16 protein-coding genes are annotated in these 16,394 nt (G+C 70.4%); 10 read left to right on the top strand and 6 right to left on the bottom strand.

What is annotated here, in order from left to right; genetic code table 11:
* The 8 genes from ABTZ89_RS06540 to ABTZ89_RS06505 all read left to right on the top strand — a co-directional run.
* The coding region (locus tag ABTZ89_RS06540; protein ID WP_351040984.1) for a DAK2 domain-containing protein at nt 1-985 on the top strand (985 nt) is incomplete at its 5' end.
* Nucleotides 982-1,446, top strand: a complete 465-nt coding sequence (locus ABTZ89_RS06535) for a ribose-5-phosphate isomerase (protein ID WP_270946526.1) — start codon at nt 982-984, stop codon at nt 1,444-1,446. The genes ABTZ89_RS06540 and ABTZ89_RS06535, both read left to right, overlap by 4 nt.
* Before the next feature lie 89 nt (nt 1,447-1,535).
* The gene (locus ABTZ89_RS06530; protein ID WP_270946525.1) at nt 1,536-2,192 is read left to right on the top strand and encodes a GntR family transcriptional regulator; all 657 of its coding nucleotides are present in this window, start codon (nt 1,536-1,538) and stop codon (nt 2,190-2,192) included.
* 464 nt (nt 2,193-2,656) lie between these two features.
* Nucleotides 2,657-3,202, top strand: coding sequence for a class IV adenylate cyclase (locus ABTZ89_RS06525; protein WP_351040981.1), 546 nt, complete (start codon nt 2,657-2,659; stop codon nt 3,200-3,202).
* A 270-nt stretch (nt 3,203-3,472) separates the two neighbouring features.
* Complete coding sequence (locus tag ABTZ89_RS06520; protein ID WP_270946523.1) at nt 3,473-4,444, top strand: thiamine pyrophosphate-dependent enzyme; 972 nt, start codon at nt 3,473-3,475, stop codon at nt 4,442-4,444.
* Nucleotides 4,437-5,426, top strand: a complete 990-nt coding sequence (locus ABTZ89_RS06515; protein WP_351040977.1) for an alpha-ketoacid dehydrogenase subunit beta — start codon at nt 4,437-4,439, stop codon at nt 5,424-5,426. Before ABTZ89_RS06520 ends, ABTZ89_RS06515 begins: the two co-directional genes overlap by 8 nt.
* Nucleotides 5,419-5,742, top strand: coding sequence for a biotin/lipoyl-containing protein (locus ABTZ89_RS06510; RefSeq protein ID WP_351040974.1), 324 nt, complete (start codon nt 5,419-5,421; stop codon nt 5,740-5,742). The genes ABTZ89_RS06515 and ABTZ89_RS06510 overlap by 8 nt, the downstream gene beginning before the upstream one ends.
* A gap of 2 nt (nt 5,743-5,744) precedes the next feature.
* On the top strand, nt 5,745-6,389 hold the full coding sequence (locus tag ABTZ89_RS06505; protein WP_351040972.1) for an alpha/beta fold hydrolase: 645 nt from the start codon (nt 5,745-5,747) through the stop codon (nt 6,387-6,389).
* A gap of 3 nt (nt 6,390-6,392) precedes the next feature.
* On the opposite strand, the gene ABTZ89_RS06500 is transcribed toward ABTZ89_RS06505, so the two are convergent.
* The 5 genes from ABTZ89_RS06500 to ABTZ89_RS06480 form a co-directional block, all read right to left on the bottom strand.
* Nucleotides 6,393-7,226 (bottom strand): alpha/beta fold hydrolase, encoded by an 834-nt coding sequence (locus ABTZ89_RS06500; protein ID WP_351040970.1) that lies wholly within the window; start codon nt 7,224-7,226, stop codon nt 6,393-6,395.
* Nucleotides 7,227-7,240: 14 nt separating this feature from the next.
* Entirely contained in the window at nt 7,241-8,446 is a 1,206-nt protein-coding gene (locus ABTZ89_RS06495) for an alkyl sulfatase dimerization domain-containing protein (protein ID WP_351040967.1), read from the bottom strand.
* A 244-nt stretch (nt 8,447-8,690) separates the two neighbouring features.
* On the bottom strand, nt 8,691-10,028 hold the full coding sequence (locus tag ABTZ89_RS06490) for an MFS transporter (protein ID WP_351040964.1): 1,338 nt from the start codon (nt 10,026-10,028) through the stop codon (nt 8,691-8,693).
* Between the two features lie 45 nt (nt 10,029-10,073).
* Complete coding sequence (locus tag ABTZ89_RS06485; RefSeq protein ID WP_351040962.1) at nt 10,074-11,393, bottom strand: alkyl sulfatase dimerization domain-containing protein; 1,320 nt, start codon at nt 11,391-11,393, stop codon at nt 10,074-10,076.
* Nucleotides 11,394-11,407: 14 nt separating this feature from the next.
* Complete coding sequence (locus ABTZ89_RS06480; RefSeq protein WP_351040959.1) at nt 11,408-13,432, bottom strand: acetate--CoA ligase family protein; 2,025 nt, start codon at nt 13,430-13,432, stop codon at nt 11,408-11,410.
* Between the two features lie 103 nt (nt 13,433-13,535).
* Here ABTZ89_RS06480 and ABTZ89_RS06475 point away from each other — a divergent pair, with 103 nt between their 5' ends.
* Nucleotides 13,536-14,723, top strand: coding sequence for a PucR family transcriptional regulator (locus tag ABTZ89_RS06475; protein WP_351040956.1), 1,188 nt, complete (start codon nt 13,536-13,538; stop codon nt 14,721-14,723).
* 242 nt (nt 14,724-14,965) lie between these two features.
* Here ABTZ89_RS06475 and ABTZ89_RS06470 read toward each other — a convergent pair whose 3' ends face one another.
* A complete protein-coding gene (locus tag ABTZ89_RS06470; protein ID WP_351040953.1) occupies nt 14,966-15,613 on the bottom strand; it encodes a GntR family transcriptional regulator in 648 nt (215 codons plus the stop codon).
* A gap of 93 nt (nt 15,614-15,706) precedes the next feature.
* Here ABTZ89_RS06470 and ABTZ89_RS06465 point away from each other — a divergent pair, with 93 nt between their 5' ends.
* Nucleotides 15,707-16,387, top strand: a complete 681-nt coding sequence (locus ABTZ89_RS06465; RefSeq protein WP_351040950.1) for an HAD family hydrolase — start codon at nt 15,707-15,709, stop codon at nt 16,385-16,387.
* Nucleotides 16,388-16,394 lie beyond the last annotated feature (7 nt).

Raw genomic sequence — 16,394 nt, 5'->3', positions numbered from 1 at the left:
GGACGCCGGGGACCGGGTGGCCGTGCTGCTCAACGGTCTCGGCTCGGTCAAGCAGGAGGAACTGCTCGTGCTGTGGCGGTCGGTGGCCGCGCTGCTGCGCGAGTCGGGACACGTTCCGGTGCTCCCCGAGGTCGGTGAGCTCGTCACGAGCCTCGACATGGCAGGCGTTTCGCTCACTCTCACCTGGCTGGACGACGAGCTCGAACGCCTGTGGGCGGCCCCGGCGTCGACACCGGCGTTCCGCCGCGGCCGGATGGCCGACGAGCCGGAGCCGCGGGCGGTCGCGGACGAGCAGCGGGAAGTCGAGCCGGTGGCTCGGTACGCGCCGGCTTCCGCCGAGTCGCGCCAACTCGCTGATCACGTGCTCGGTGCCTTGCGCCGGGTGGCCGCGGTGCTCGGCGAAGCGGAGGACGAGCTGGGAGCCATCGATGCCGTGGCCGGCGACGGCGACCACGGGCGCGGCATGGTCCGCGGCATCGGTGCCGCGGTGACCGCCGCGGAGGAGGCCCAGCGGGCCGGGGCTGGAGCCGGGGACTGCCTCGCGGCCGCCGGGGACGGCTGGGCCGCGCGAGCGGGTGGCACGTCCGGCGTCCTGTGGGGCGCCGGGCTGCGGGCCGCTGGCGAAGCCCTCGGCGACCACGCCGGTGGCGCTGAGGTGGCGGTGAAGGCCGTCGACGCGCTGACCAGCCGCATCGTGTCGCTCGGAGGCGCCGCGGTCGGGGACAAGACGTTGCTCGATGCGCTGGAACCGTTCCGGACCGAACTGCAGGACGCGGTCGCTGCCGGTGCGCCAACGGGTGTCGCGTGGACGCGCGCGGCTGAGGCCGCCGACCGCGCGGCCCGGAGCACTGCGGAGCTGGTGCCGCGCAAGGGACGGGCCCGCCCGCTGGCCGAGCGCAGCATCGGCACCCCGGACCCCGGCGCGGTGTCCACGGCCCTGATCGCGCGGACGATCGGCGACTACCTGACGGGAGAACAGCGATGACCTGGCGAATCGCGATCGGCTGCGACGACGCCGGACTGGACCACAAGGAACGCCTCGCCGCAGACCTGCGCGCCGATCCCCGGGTGAGCGAGGTGATCGACCTCGGCGTGCACCGCGATGCCGAGGACGTGCACCGCCCGTACCCCGAGATCGGGCTCGCCGCGGGCGAGGCCGTGCGCGCGGGATCCGCTGACCGGGCGCTGCTCATCTGCGGCACCGGCATCGGGATGGCGTTGTCGGCCAACAAGGTTCCCGGCGTTCGCGCCACCACCGCCCACGACTCCTTCTCCGTGGAGCGGTCCGTGCTGTCCAACGACTGCCAGGTGCTGACCCTCGGGCAGCGGGTGGTGGGGATCGAGCTGGCGCGCCGCCTCGTGCGCGAGTGGCTCGGTTACGAGTTCGACCACGGGTCGCCGAGCGCGGCGAAGGTACAGTTGATTGCCGAGTACGAACGGTGCTGAGCACCGTCGGGGAGCAGGGACCGAGGAGGGTGCGAGTGGTGGGCCGCCAGGCACAGGCAGGTCGGGAACGCGGTCGGAACCTCCGGCAGATGGCGGTCGACGCCGTGCGCCAGGCCATCACCACCGGCACCTTCCCGCCCGGCACCCACCTCGGCGAGGTGCAGGTGTCCGAGCAGCTCGGCATCAGCCGCGGCACCTTGCGCGAGGCGCTGCGCGAACTGCAGCAGGAAGGCCTGGTCTCCTACGGCGATCGCGGCCGGGTCACGGTCCGGCAGATCGACGAGAAGGACATCATCAACACCTTCACCGTCCGATCCGCGCTGGAGGCGGTGGCGGGCGAAACGCTGGCCGCCAGCTACTACCGGGAGCAGCACTGCGCCCGGCTGCGCGCAGCCGTGGACGACATGGCCGCAGCCGCGAAGGTCTCGCTCGAAGCCCAGATCGAGGCCGACCTCGCCTTCCACGAGCTGCTCTGCGAGCTCACCAACAACGACGCGCTGCTGCGGTCGTGGAAGCTGCTCGAGGGTTCGATCCGCATGTGCATCATGTACCGCGGCTTGGAACGCGCGCTGACCAACATGAGCGCGGACCGGCACTTCGAGATCGTCGCGGCGATCGAATCGGGCGACCCGGTGAAGACCCAGACCGTCATCCAGGACCACATGGTCGCCACCGCCCAGGCACTGCTGTTCGGCACCATCCGCAGCCGCAAGCCGATCAACATCCTCGGCGACACCCCCACCTGACACTCGCGCAAACAGCAGAACAGCCCAATTTCTCGCGAAATTGGCGTTCTCGTGGAACTGCGCCTCTGTGAGCTGTGCTGTTGCTGCTATCCCAGGTCAATGCGGCTGTGAAGCCTGTTCGGGGATATCACTTGCAGGCCTTGTGGTGCCTTTGGTTTTGCCTGGTCAAGGCTCTGTCAGGTCGGTACAGCTACTCGGTGCGCCTGCTCAATTCGCTCGACCACGGCCAACGTTCCTTGGACGCGATCCAGCGTGTACTCGACGAACGAGGGGCGATCCCCGAGGCCCGCTACGTCACTGCGGGCGTATCCGGGGCACGTACCGCATACCGCATGTCCGATGGGCGGCGAATCATGGTCAAGTGGATCCGTCCCACCCGGCTACCTCGATTTCGCGAGGCGGAGTACGCCCGCCTCGCTCCCAGTGCCATCGCTGTGGACTGATCAGACACGAAGGGAATGCCAGTGCCCATCGAGCACGAAGCCAAGATCCTCGACGTTGACGCCGACATCCTGCAGAAGCGGATCCTCGCCGAAGGCGGGCACGAGCACGGCGAAACGCTGCAGCGCCGCTACGTCTACGACATTGCCCCCGGTGACGCCACGAAGTGGATTCGGCTGCGCGACACCGGGCGCGAGATCACCTTGACGATCAAGGAGATCCTCCACGACGGGATTGACGGCACCCAGGAAACCGAGGTCGCTGTCGACGACTTTGAAGCCACCAACGCCATCCTCGCCAAGCTCGGCTACCAGCCCAAGGCCTACCAGGAGAACAAGCGCGTCAGCTTCACCCTCGACGGTGCGGAGATCGAGATCGACACTTGGCCGCGCATCCCCACCTACGCCGAGATCGAAGCCGAAAGCAAAGAACGGGTCATCGCCATCGCCGCCCGGCTCGGCTACAGCGAGGACCAGCTCACCGGGGAGAACACCACCAAGGTCTACGCCCGCTACGGCATCGATCTGAGCTCGATCACCGATCTGCGCTTCACCGCGCCGACCGCCTGACTTCCCGGCCCACGAGGTGAACAGCCTCGGCGACGACGGGGCCGACAAGTTCGGCCAGCGCGGGCCGCAGCGCATCGGTGACAGCGGCCGGACCCCCGCTGCGGAACGAGGTGGCGGGGGTTGAACAGCGGCTGCCGCTTCCTGGGTGCGCGGTCGATCGTTGGGCAATTTGTACAGCGTTGGGGACGCTTTGCCGGTCGGATCGTGCAGAGTGATCAGCTGGGACGGCGACACTTGCACGGTTGGGCGGTGGTTTCGCAGGCTTCCGCCATGGACGTAGCTGATCTCAAGGCTCTCCACCGCCTGATGCTGGTGGCGCGGCGGCTCGACGAGGAGGCCATTGCCCTCCAGCGCCAGGGCGTGCTGCCCGCCTACGCGCCGGCCAAGGGGCAGGAGGCCGCGCAGGTGGGCAGTGCTGCTGCCCTCGACCTGAGCCGCGACTTCGCCTTCCCCGGCTACCGCGATCTCGGTGCGGCGGTGGCGATGGGCGTCGACCTCGTCTCCTACCTGGCCACGCACCTCAACATCTGGCACGGCGGTCTCTACGATCCGCAGGCCTCGCGGCTCGCGCCGTTCAACGCGGTCGTCGGCGGGCCCGTGACGCACGCCGTGGGCTGGGCGATGGGCGCCAAGCTGGACGAGACCGGCGGCGCGGCCATCTCGTACTTCGGCGACGGATCCAGCTCGCAGGGCGACGTGCACGAGGCGATGAACTTCGCCGGGGTGTACCGGCTCCCGGTGGTGTTCTTCTGCCAGAACAACGGGTGGGCGATCTCGGTGCCCACCGACCAGCAGGTCGCCGGTGGCTCGGTCGCCGCTCGCGCCGCGGGGTACGGCTTCGAGGGGCACCGCGTCGACGGCAACGACGTGTCCGCGGTGTTCGAGGCGACCCGCGCCGCGCTGGACCGGGCGCGCGACGGCGGTGGGCCGACGGTGATCGAAGCGATGACCTACCGGATGGGCCCGCACTCCACTTCGGACGATCCCGGCCGCTACCGGACGCTGGAGGACGAGCAGGCGTGGACCGAGCGCGACCCGCTCGCCGCCGCCGCGAAGCAGCTCCCCGCCGACGAGGTCGCCGCGTCCGAGGAACACGTCGCGAACGTGGTGCGCGAGGTCCGGGAGGGGCTGCTCGCGCTCCAGGCACCGCCTGCGGAGGAGCTGTTCTCGTTCGTCTACCGCGAGCCGACGAAGGCCCTGCTGGAGCAGCAGCGGGCGTGGAAGGAGTCCCTCGATGCCTGAGCTGTCCTTGCAGCAGTCCCTGAACCTGGCCCTGCAGCACACGTGCGAGGACGACGACCGGGTGCTGATCTTCGGGCAGGACGTCGGCACGCTCGGCGGCGTGTTCCGGGTGACCGACGGCCTCCGGGACAAGTTCGGCGAGCACCGGGTGTTCGACACGCCGCTGGCCGAGTCCGCGATCATGGGCATGGCGGTGGGGCTGGCGATGCACGGCTGGCGCCCGGTGCCGGAGATCCAGTTCGACGGCTTCAGCTACCCGGCGATCGACCAGATCGTGAACCAGGTGGCCCGCATGCACTACCGCAGCCGGGGCGTGCTGAACATGCCGATCACGCTGCGGCTGCCCAGCTTCGGCGGGATCCGCGCGCCGGAGCACCACGGGGAGAGCCTGGAGGCGCTGTTCGCGCACGTGCCCGGGCTGAAGGTGGTGTCGCCGTCCACGCCGTCGCAGGGGTACCACCTGCTGCGGCAGGCGATCGCCGACCCCGACCCGGTGATCTTCATGGAGCCCAAGTCCCGGTACTGGCAACGGGAATCCTTCGACCCCACCGAGCCGGTCGCGCCGATTCCGCCCGGCACCAGCCGGGTGGTGCGCGAAGGCCGGCACGCCACGCTCGTCGCGTGGGGTGCGATGGTCGCCCGCTGCGAACAGGTCGCCGAGCTCGCCGCGGAGGACGGGGTGGAGCTGGAGGTCGTGGACCTGCGCTGGCTCAAGCCGATCGACGTCGACGGCCTGGCCGCCTCCGTCGCCAAGACCCGCCGCGCGGTCGTGGTCCACGAGGCGCCGCTGACCGCCGGGCTGGGGGCCGAGGTGTCCGCGCTGGTCACCGAACGCTGCTTCGGCGATCTGCGCGCGCCGGTGCAGCGGGTCACCGGCTTCGACGTGCCCTACCCGTCGGGGGAGCTGGAGGACGAGTACCTGCCCAGCATCGACCGGATCCTGATCGCCGTCCAGACCGCATTGGAGTACCGCCGTGGCTGAAGTGACCTTTCCCCTGCCCGACCTCGGCGAAGGCCTGATCAGCGCTCAGGTGCTGGAGTGGCTGGTCAAGGAGGGCGACTGGGTGGAGCGCAACGCGCCGCTGGTCGAGCTGGAGACGACCAAGTCGGCGGTGGAGATCCCGTCGCCGCAGTCCGGCTGGATCGCGCGGCTGCACGTCGGCGAGGACGAGGAGCTGGCGGTCGGGGACTCGCTGGTCACGTTCACCGTCTCCGACGACCAGGCGGGCATCGTCGGGACCGTGCCCGAGGAGAAGAAGCCGAAGCGGCGCGTCCGCCTGACCGCGCCGGAGGACTGATCGTGTTCGCCACCGCCGGGGACGGCGCGAAGATCTGGTACGACGCGGCTCCGGGGCCGGCTCCGGTGCTGCTGGTCCACGGGTTCGCGTCGGACTCCGAGAGCACCTGGGTCCGCACCGGATGGGTGCGTGCGCTCGCCGACCGCGGTCACGTCCTGGTCGACCTGCGCGGGCACGGTCAGAGCGACCGCCCTGCCTCCGGGTACTCGCCGCAGTCGCTGGCGCAGGACGTCCTTACCGTGCTGGACGAAGCTGGTGCGTCCACTGTGGATGTGGTGACTTACTCGATGGGTGGTCTGGTCGGCTGGGAGCTGGCGAAGCTCGCTCCCGGCCGGGTCCGGCGGCTCGCGCTCGGCGGCATCGGCGGGCGTCCTGCCGACCGCGCCTCGATGCAGCGCGTTGCGGAGGCGCTGTCGGCAGGCGACCTGGGCTCGTGCATCGACGAGGTGGAGGGGTGCCGGCTCGACGGTCCGCCACCGGTCCCGGTGCTCTTCGCCGCCGGGGACCAGGACGACATCGCTTCGGACGCACCCGAGGTCGCTGCCGGGTTCGACGCGCCGTTCGTCTCGCTCGGGCGCCGCCACCACCTCAACGCCGTGTCCAGCCGCCGTTTCAAGGAAGCCGCGACCGAGTTCTTCGACCGCTGAGGGTTATGCGGTGCTGACCTGGTGCAGGATTTCGTCCGCTAGTCGCTGCGGAACCTGTTCGGGGATCCAGTGGCTGACTCCGGGGAGTTCGACGAAGCGGTACTGGCCGGACACGAACTCGCCGCAGCGGAGGGCTCCGGCGCGTCCGAGGTAGGCGTCCTCGTCGCTCCAGATGTAGGTGGTGGGCACGGTGATCGGAGCGAGCGCGGCGAAGTCCGATGTGGAGGCGCGGTACCAGGACAGGGCCGCGGTCAGCGCGGCCGGTTCGCGGAGGACTCGCAGGTGTTCCTCGACGAGCGAGCTGTCGACGGCACCGCCGAAGCTGGCCCGGAGACGTCGGCAGTCGTCCGCCAGGAGTTTGCGTTCGACTCCGGGGCGGCGGAAGGCCTTGATGTAGGCCGATCTCCGCTGCTGGTCGGCATCGCCGGCCAGCGCCCAGTTGAACGCGGCCGGGTGCGGAACGGAGAGCGCGGTCAGGGTCCGCACCCGGTCGGGGTGCCACGCGGCGGCGAACCACGCCACGTTGGCACCCCAGTCGTGGCCGACCAGGTGCGCCCGGGGGATGCCGAGTGCGTCCAGCAGCCCGATGACGTCGGACACGAGGTGCTCGATGCGGTAGGCGTCGACGCCCTCGGGGCGCGCACCGGGGGAGTAGCCGCGTTGATCGGGCGCGAGCACGCGCAGACCTGCCGCGGTCAGCATCGGCGTCACCTGGCGCCAGCAGGCGTGCGTTTCGGGGAATCCGTGCAGCAGCACGACGGGTGCGCCGGATTCCGGACCTGCGGTTGCGACGTCGAAGGTCAGCTCACCGACGCGCACCGCCGTCGTGCGTTCCACGTGCGTCCCCCCGCTCATCTCGAGGCCCGGTAGAAGCTGCGGGAAACGTAGCTGGTGGCCTGCTTCGCCCGCAACGCGCACAGCTCGGCCTTGAGCTCGCGCGCCCGCTGGATCTCGGGATCGTCGCCGGGGGCCAGCGCCAGCAGGTCGACGACGTGCAGCGCGTCCTGCACCCGATCGGCGTCGCGGAGGCGGGCGGCGTGGTCGAGCACGGCCTGCTTGTCGGTGATGGCATCGGCGCGCACCGCAGCCGCGTCGGCGGGCCTGCTCGGGTGCAGGTTGGTGGGATTGCCGTCCCACCAACCGGTTTCCGACCGCACGACGTCGCGCACGATGTAGTCGCGGTGCCCGTAGTTCTCCCGCATCCACGGCACGTCGAACAGCTCCGCCGGGTAGTCGACGTCGTGCACGATGTCGTCGACGCCCATGCCCCGGTTCAGCCTCTCCACCACGGCGTCGCGCAGCCAGCGCAGAGCGCGAGCGGTCGCGGTGAGCTGCTCGGCCGGGCGGTCGCGCACGACATCGCCGAACTCCGGGATCAAGATCGCCGGGGCCAGCGCGGCGAGCCGGTCGAGGGTGTCGGCCCAGCGGACGGTGTCGCGCATGGTGCGCATCGGGGTGCCGATGTTGGGGATGCCGTTGATCACCGCGGCGCTGCCGTAGAGGATGCGGTCCTCCGGTAGCCACACCGCCGTGACGTCGTCGGTTTCCGACGGGGCCCACAGCAGCCGGACGGTCCGGCCGGTGGTGCTGAGGGTGAGCGACTCCTGGTAGGTCTGGTCGGGGAACGTCAGCGGTGGCACCACCGGGAAGTCCTCGATCGGCCGGCGGAACTGTCGGGTGTTGATGTGGTTCTGCAGCCCGGCGGTTTCGAGGTAGCGGCGGTAGCGGCGGACGACGTTCTCGTGGGCGATCAGGGTCGGACGCGGTTCCCCGCGTTCGGCCGCGGCCTCGAGGAAACCGGGCACGCCGTAGTTGTAGCCGAGGTGGCCGTGGCTGTAGACGATCCAGCGGACCGGCTTGTCGGTGTGCTCCCGAAGCGACTCCAGGGCGCCCGGAACGAGGTGGGGTGCCGGCCCGGAATCGATGATCAGCAGTCCCTGATCGGTCTCGACGGCCAAGCTGTTGCCCTGCAGGCCGATGGTGAACACCCCGGGCGCGACGACCTGGACTTCACGCGAACCGAGCAGCGGGCTGCCGTTGGCGTTGTTGGCGAGCATGCGTGCGACACCTCAAACTGTTTTCGAACTCGTTTTGCATGGCGGTGCGGGTGGCGGAACCTCAGCGTCCGCCTGAGCTGCGGGATCCCGGACTTATGTATGCCAATACACGGCGTGCGGGCTGTCCTCGTCAGGCGAACGCTGAGAACCCGCGGCGGTGCAGGCTGCTTAGGTGGGCTATGCGCCTGCGGCGCATCAAAACCAAAGATCAAAGGTAGGTCCCAGGTTTCTCTGCGTGGGTGGGCTAGGCGCGGGCGGTCGGCTCTTCGGCTCGCAAGCCGAGTCGGCGAGCGGTTCGCTCGGGTTGCACGAAGATCGTCGCGAGCGCTCCGCCGACGATCGACAGCACGCCCGTGATGGCGAACGCCATGGCGTAGCCGGTGGTCGGATCGGCGGCGGACTCGATGATCAGCCCGGTCACGTAGGGCGCGATCAGACCGGCGGTGGTGACGATGCCGACCGTGATCGAGAGCACCGCACCGCGCTGCCGGGTGGGGCTGATCTCGGCGTTGACGGTCATGCCGATCGCGAACACGATCCCGCCGAGGCTGAAGGCGATGGTCAGCAGTGCGATCTGGAGCGCGCCTCCGGGCATGAACGGGAACACCACCATCGCGAGGCCGGAGATCATGACCGCGACACCACCGAGCACACCGCGGGACATCCGGCTGGAGACGCCGCGGCGCATCAGCCAGTCGGTCAGCGCCCCCTGGCACACGTTGAACACCACCGAAGCGACCCAGGGCAGGGCCACGAGCGCACTCGCGGTCACCGCGCTGTAGTGCAGCGAGGTCTGCAAGTACGCGGGAACCCACGCCACCAGCAGGGAGAGCGCCCAATAGGCGGCGAAACCGGCGAGGAAGCCGCCCAGCCACGTGCGGTTCAGCAGGATCCGGCGGTACGGCAGCGCGGGTTCGTCCACTTCGGACTGCGCGGAAGAGGCGTGGATCGACGCGCTTCCGGCGACGGTGCCTTCCTTCCCGAACACCGCCCACAGCAGCACCCACACCATGCCGATGACGAACAGCACCAAGAACGCCCAGTGCCAGCCGTAGGTCACGATGATCTTGGTGAGCAGCGGCGCGGCCACCGCCACGCCGAGACCGGCGCCGACGTTGAGCAGCGCGGTGGGCAGGCCGCGCTTCTCGTTCGGGAACCACTTGTGCGCGGCGTGCATGGCGACCGGGTTGGCCGGGCCCTCGGCCGCACCCAGCACGATCCGGCTGGCCAGCAGCACGCCGAAGCCGACCGTGCCGATCATCGGCGCCTGGGTCAGCGCCCAGATCACCGCCAGCACGAGCAGCACCCACTTCGTCTGCACGCGGTTGGTGACGAAACCGACGAGGATCGCCGAGATGCTGAACAGGAAGTAGAACCCGCTGCTGAGCAGGCCGTAGGACGCGGGCGAGAGCCCGAGGTCGTGCATGATCGGCTTCGCGGCCAGCCCGAGCACGGCCTTGTCCGCGAAGTTGATCAGCATGAAGGCCACCAGCAGTGCGATCACGACCCAGCCGCGTCTCGAGGTTCCCCTGGACGCGGCACGCGCACTGATGGCATCGATCTGTGCTGCTGGAGTGTTCATCGCTTCGCTCTCCTTCCGGCGTCTCCGCGGGCGCCCGGGCGGTTGCTAGATGGCCCACCGGGTGCGGCCCGCGGTGCGGGTGCGGAGCTGCTCGGCGTGGTCGGTGCCGTCGAGGACGGCCTGCGATTCGGCGGCGGCCCAGGCGTAGACGCCCTTGGCCATGGTGGAAGTGGCGGCCTTCTCCAGTGCGGTGAACACCTCCGCGCGGGTGGCGTGCGCGGTGTGGTCGTCGGGCGCCGCGTCGGCGGCGAGCTGGGCGAAGTGACCGGCCAGCCGGTGCTCTCCGGCGGCGAGCAGCTCGCGAGCTCGCGCGGCGAGCCGGTCGGCGCCGCCGGCGAGCGCGGCGATCTCGCGGGAGAAGTCCTCGGTGCGGGCGGGTTTGAGGTTGGCGGGGTTGCCGTCGTACCACCCGCCGTAGAGCCGCCAGATGTTGCGGACGACGAATTCCGGCTCGTCGTACGAGGGTTTGAGGTAGGGCTTGGCCAGCAGTTCGGCCGGGGCGGTGACGCCGTGGACGACCTCGTCGAGGGTGGCACCGGCGTTCATCGCCTCGACGGTCTGGTCGTGCAGGGTCTGCAAGAACTCCGCGGTGTCGGTGAGCGCGGTGCGGATCCGATCGGCGCCGACGATGGGCACGCCGTGGCCGGGCAGCAGCAGCTCCGCACCTAGTCCGGCCATCCAGCGCAGCGCCTCGGCCCACTCGGCGGCGTAGCGCTGGACCTTCTGCGGGTTGCCGGGGTTCGGGGACGACCAGATGAAGAAGTCGCCGCAGCACAGGATCCGCCGTTCGGGCAGCCAGGCGATCGTCGCGTCGTCGGTCTCGCCGCGGGCGTGGCGCAGCTGCACGTCGAGCTCGCCGATGCGCAGCGCGCTGGTGTCGCGGTAGGTGACGTCGGGGTGGCGGTACTCGGTGGGCCAGCGGAAACCGGGGGATTGGAACTGCCGCTGGTTGATCACGGTGTTGTAGCCGGCGGTCGCGGCGTAGCGGCGGAACCGGGGCGGGGTGTTCTCGTGCGCCACGACGGTCGGACGCCGCCAGCCGCGCTCCCCGGCCTCCACGTCGAACGGCCCGACGCCGAAGACGTGGTCGATGTGCCCGTGGGAGTACACCGCGGTGTGCAGCGGTGCGTCGGTGCGGGCGCGGGTCGCGTTGAACAGGTCTCCGGCGGTGCGCTTCTCGCCGGTGTCGAAGCAGAACAGGCCGTCGGCGGTGGGGAACAGGTAGACGTTGCCGAAGGCCGGCCACATCCACACCCCGTCGGCGACCTCGTGCAGGCCGTCCTCGCGCAGCCGACCCGAGTGGTAGACGCCGGTGCTGGCCTCGCCCCGCCACACCTGGTCCGCGTAATCGAGCAGATCAGTCATCCGGTGCTCTCCTGTCATGAGTGGGTGATCAGCGCATCGACCGCGACCAGTTCGTCGCCGGTGACGCACAGCGGGTTGATGTCGATCTCGGCGAACTCCGGGTGCTCGGTGAGCAACCCGGTCAGCGCCTCGATCGCCCGGGCAGTGGCCGGAACGGGGGCTCCGAGCACCGCGCCGGCCCAGTCGGCCAGCTCCTGGACCTGCTCGTCGGTGGCCGGGAGCAGCAGGGCTCGCCGCGGCGCGGTCGCGTCCTCGGCCCGGTCGCCACCTGCGCCGAGCAGCACCGCGGTGCCGTACACCGGATCCCGGGTCGCGCCCAGCGCCAGCTCGGCGGTGTGCGCGAGCATCGGCTGGGCGACCAGCGCGCGGTCCGGGTCGGTGGACACCTCCGCCAGCTGGTCGGCGATCACGGCCGCCACCGCGGGCAGCTCCGCAGGAGTCACCCCGACCCGCACCAGGCCCGCGCGGGCGCGGTGCGGAACGTCGGCGGCGTCGCCCTTCACCACGTACGGCCCGTGCCAGCCGGATCGGCGCACGGCATCGGTCAGTGCGGTCGCATCCGACGCGGAAACGGTGTCCACGTGGCTGATCCCGGCCTCCGCCAGCAGCGGCGCGGACCGCAGTTCCGACCACAGTGGACGTTCAGCGGGCGTGCTCGTGTCCTGCGGGGCGGGCTCGGGGACCGCGTCCGGTATCAGGACCTGAATCCGCCGCAGCAGTGCGCCGATGCTGGGCAGCACGGTCTCGGGACGCCCGAGCTGCTCCAGTTCCCCGGGCGGGGCGCACGCCCACACGAACCAGGTCGGGGTGCGCATCGCCGCCGCGGCCTCGACCAGCCGGTGGTACGCGTCGCGGAACCGGTCGCCGAAGGTCAGGTACAGCACCACGCCGTCCAGCTCGGGGTCCTCGTCGAGGGAGCCGAGGAGCTCCTCGACCCGGTCCAGCCAGCGGATGATGTTGCCGCCGAGGTCCACCGGATTGGTGTCGGTGGCTTCCACCCCGCCGACTTCGGCGAGCTTCCGGCGGGTGGCCGCCGACAGCGGCGGGATGCGGGCGCCCATCGCGGTGAGGTTGTCGGCGAGCACTCCGCCAGCCCCGCCGGACATCGTCAGCACCGCCAGCCGGGGTGCCGGGGGCAGCGCGGTCTTCTTGCGCGCGCACAGCACGGCGTCGACGAGCTGATCGTCGTCGGTGACCAGGTCGATGCCCTCCTGGCGGCACAGCGAGGCCAGCAGCAGGTGATCACCGGCGACCGCCGCGGTGTGCGAGAGCGCGGCTCGCTTTCCGGCCGCACTGCTGCCCACGGTCAGCGCGACCACCGATTTGCCGAGTTCCCGGGCCTGGCGCCCCAACGCCCGGAGCTCCGCGGCGTCCCGCACGCCTTCCAGGTACAGCACCAGGACCTCGACGTCGTGCTGCGCCAGCAGGTAACCGCCCAACTCGCACGCCGAGACGCAGGCCTCGTTGCCGACGCTGGCGTAGTAGGAGTAGCCGAGCCCCGCTCGTTCCAGCAGGTCGGCCAGCACGAACCCCATCGCCCCGCTCTGCGTCACCACCCCGATCGGACCGGGGTCCAGCCGCGGCCGGTCCAGGAACACCGTGGTGGACACCTGCACCGCGGTCGGACGGCTGACCACGCCGAGGCAGTTCGGGCCCAGCACCGGCATGTCCCCGGCGGCGCTCCGCAGTTCCTCCTGCAGGTCGTCGTTGCCCTCCTCGGCGAAGCCGGACGCGTACACGACGGCGGCTCCGGCACCGATCTCGCGGGCCTCCCGCAGCAGACCGGGCACGGCAGCGGCCGGTGTCGCCAGCACCACCAGGTCCGGGCCGTAGCCGACCTCGGCCAGCGAACCCACCACCCGCACTCCCGGCAGGCTCAGCTCGCCGCGGGCGACCACCACGATCTCGCCCTCGTAACCGCCGTGGACCAGCCGCTGCACGGTGATGCGGCCCCACGACAGCGCCGTCGTGGCCGACACCCCCACCACGGCGATCGACTTCGGCCGGAACAGCGGTTCGCAACGCGCGGCATCGGGCACCGTGGGCTCCTTGTGATCTGGGCCATGTACCGCTCGACTGTGCTCCAACCGCTGCTGTGCGGGTAGCGCACTTACCCCACGATTTCCGCTAGCGTGTTGTGACATGTCACAAGATCTGTGGGATCAGCTCGAGCGCAGAGCCCCCGAGATCGCCGACCGCGCGATCCAGGCGTACGCCGCCGCCTCGCCGCGCTACCAGGGCACCGTTCCGGAGCACCTGTACCGCCACATGGCGCACACCACGCGGGAGTTCGCACGGCTCTACGTCCGCGTGGTCAAGCAGGAGCGGGAGCTGCACGACGACGAGCTGCTGCTGTTCGCGAACAGGGGACGGGAGCGCGGGGCGGAGGGCCTGCCCATCGCGGATTTCATGGACGCGTACCTGGTGGGTGCCCGGACGATCTGGGACGAGCTGTCGCGCCTCTCCCGCGGCGCGCCGCCAGCGGTCGCGGGCGACGCGCTGCTGCGGTGCTTGCAGTCGGTGATGCACGCCGGCTTCCAAGCGCACCAGGAGGAGTCCCAGGCCGCGCACAGCGAGGAGCGGGAGAACATGCGTGCCGTCGTGCGCGCACTGGTGGACGGGCAGGCCACGGCCGAGTTCGCCGACCGCGTCGACCTCAGGCTGGCGGACAGCTACGCGATCCTCGCCCTGCGATTCGCCCCGCACCCGTCCGAATCCGTCGGCGACGCGGTCGGACGCCGCCTCGCCGGACGGCGCAAGGTGCACCGGATCACCGAGGAGCTGACCCGTTCGCTGGCCGACGACACCCTCGTCGCCCTGGACCCGGACGGGGGCCTGTTCCTCGTCCCGTCCGAGCCCGATCGCGCCGCCGCCGACCTGGCGGCCGCTCGCGCCGCGATTCCCAGGCTGCAGCGCGTGGCGGGCATCGACGTGATGGCGGGGTTCGCCCACGCCGGCTCCCGCGCCGAGGTGCCGGCCGCTGCCGGCCAGGCCCGGCACCTCGCGCAGCTGGGCAGCCCGGCCGAGGTGGCCGTGCTCGACGACCTGCTCTTCGAGTACCAGCTCCACCACAGCAGCGAAGCGGTCCCGCACTTTCTGTCCATAGTGGACGAACTGCGTCGCGAACCGGACTTGCTGGTGACGTTGAAGGAGTACTTCGCCGCGGACTTCAACCGCAGGCAGACGGCACGCCAGCTGCACGTCCACCCGAACACGATCGACAACCGCCTCTCCCGCATCGCAAAGCTCACCGGAGCCAACCCCCGAACGGCCCGCGGCCTGATGAGCCTGGCCGCAGCCCTGACGATCGCCGCCGAATCCCCCAGCTGAACCGAGCCGTGCAAACCACGACGACAGCGCTGCCCACGGCTTCCAGTCGGACGAGATGTCCATTGCTGGCCGCACGTATCGGTTGAGGTCTGGCCGCGCGGATTGCGCCTGCTGGCAGCCCCTCGTGCTGAGCATCGACCCTGGCTCTCGCCAGCGGGGTCCGACGCGCGATGTGGTGGTCCGCGAACGCTTGCGGAACGACGGCGAGAGGCGAATGGAGATGATTCGGTGAGAGGCCCGATCTAGTCGGCGTCCGCGCTCGTCAGGTCGTGGAGGGTGCGTTCCAGGTGCGCGCGCATCTCGGCCTGGGCGTGGTCGGGGTCGCCCGACCGGATCGCTTCGAGCAGTGCGCGGTGTTCGCGGGCGAGGTCTTGCGGCCCCGGGTAGGAGGCGCGCAGCTGCGCCAGGCAGAGCTGCATTTCCTCTTGCATCGCAGGGTAGATCCGGCTCAACCGGGGGCTTCCGGCTGCGTTGATCAACGCGATGTGGAACGCGGTGTGCGCTTCGACCCGGTCTCCCCAGCTCGCGTCTCGCGGCAGGGCTTCGAGCGCTCGCAGCGACTGTTCAGCCGCATCCAGGGAAAGCTCGTTCTCGACGATGCAGCGGACGGCTTCCAGCTCGAGCGGGGTGCGCACGAAGTACAGATCGCGCACATCGGCTTCGGTGAACGCGGGGACGACCAGGGAACGTCCTCCGGCCTGCTGCGCGAGGTGGCGGCTGAGCAGGACTTGCAGAGCCGAGCGCACCGTAGGCCGCGCCACCCCGAACTTGGCGGCGAGCCCGTTCTCGGTCAGGGGCTCTCCGGGTGCGAGCTCACCGCTGAGGATCTGCTTGCGGACCTCCGCGACGAGCGCGTCCCTGGTGGTCATCGTCTGCAGCACGGTTCTCATCCTAGAAGCCGCCCCGAACGGTCTCTTGCATATCTGTATAACAGTGCACCAGCATGTCGCCAGTTCCGCGTTGGCTCTTCGAGGAGGCTGTTCATGGGAGACGTGCGCTGGGCGACGTTCGACTGCTTCGGCACTTTGGTGGACTGGCGCCACGGGATCGCGACCACTGCTGAGCTGCTCTTCCCGGGGCGCGGCCCGGAACTCTTGGAGCTCTACAACAAGCACGAGCGGAAGGTGCAGGCGGAGACTCCCGCGATGCGCTACGGCGGTGTGCTGGAGGAGGCGTTGCGCCGGGCGACACGGGAAGCCGGTCTCGAACTCCGCGAAGACGACGCCTCCGCGCTTTCCGCGACGATCCCCTACTGGCCAGTCTTCCCGGACGTCCCCCGCGCACTGGCCGATCTGCGCGCCGCGGGCTGGCGGCTGGCCCTGCTGACGAACTGCGACAACGTCTTCATCGGCGAATCACAGCGGCGGCTGGGCGTGCACATCGACGCGGTCGTCACCGCCGAGCACGTCGGCTCGTACAAGCCGAACCCCAGCCACTTCACCCGGTTCGAGGAGTCCTTCGGCGCCACGCGGGACAAGTGGGTGCACGTCGCCGAGGGCTACTTCCACGACATCGATCCGGCGCACGCCCTCGCCATCCCGCGCGTGTGGATCAACCGCCAGGGCTTGACCGACGACCCGTCGATCGCCGACGTGGTCCTGCCGGACCTGGCGGACGTGCTCAACGCGGTCGAGCAGACCCACGCGGCCGCCCAACGACGCTAGGCGACCG

Source organism: Saccharopolyspora sp. NPDC002686 (genome assembly GCF_040295745.1).
Lineage (GTDB): Bacteria > Actinomycetota > Actinomycetes > Mycobacteriales > Pseudonocardiaceae > Saccharopolyspora > Saccharopolyspora oryzae.
This window is presented reverse-complemented; position numbering and strand designations above follow the sequence as displayed.

Bases quoted from the DNA above. Each gene is read 5' to 3' on its own strand.
- ABTZ89_RS06535 (WP_270946526.1), top strand. From the start codon at position 982: ATGACCTGGCGAATCGCGATCGGCTGCGACGACGCCGGACTGGACCAC.
- ABTZ89_RS06485 (WP_351040962.1), bottom strand. From the start codon at position 11,393: ATGACTGATCTGCTCGATTACGCGGACCAGGTGTGGCGGGGCGAGGCC.
- ABTZ89_RS06475 (WP_351040956.1), top strand. From the start codon at position 13,536: ATGTCACAAGATCTGTGGGATCAGCTCGAGCGCAGAGCCCCCGAGATC.
- ABTZ89_RS06490 (WP_351040964.1), bottom strand. From the start codon at position 10,028: ATGAACACTCCAGCAGCACAGATCGATGCCATCAGTGCGCGTGCCGCG.
- ABTZ89_RS06465 (WP_351040950.1), top strand. From the start codon at position 15,707: ATGGGAGACGTGCGCTGGGCGACGTTCGACTGCTTCGGCACTTTGGTG.
- ABTZ89_RS06515 (WP_351040977.1), top strand. From the start codon at position 4,437: ATGCCTGAGCTGTCCTTGCAGCAGTCCCTGAACCTGGCCCTGCAGCAC.
- ABTZ89_RS06470 (WP_351040953.1), bottom strand. From the start codon at position 15,613: ATGAGAACCGTGCTGCAGACGATGACCACCAGGGACGCGCTCGTCGCG.
- ABTZ89_RS06520 (WP_270946523.1), top strand. From the start codon at position 3,473: ATGGACGTAGCTGATCTCAAGGCTCTCCACCGCCTGATGCTGGTGGCG.
- ABTZ89_RS06495 (WP_351040967.1), bottom strand. From the start codon at position 8,446: ATGCTCGCCAACAACGCCAACGGCAGCCCGCTGCTCGGTTCGCGTGAA.
- ABTZ89_RS06530 (WP_270946525.1), top strand. From the start codon at position 1,536: ATGGCGGTCGACGCCGTGCGCCAGGCCATCACCACCGGCACCTTCCCG.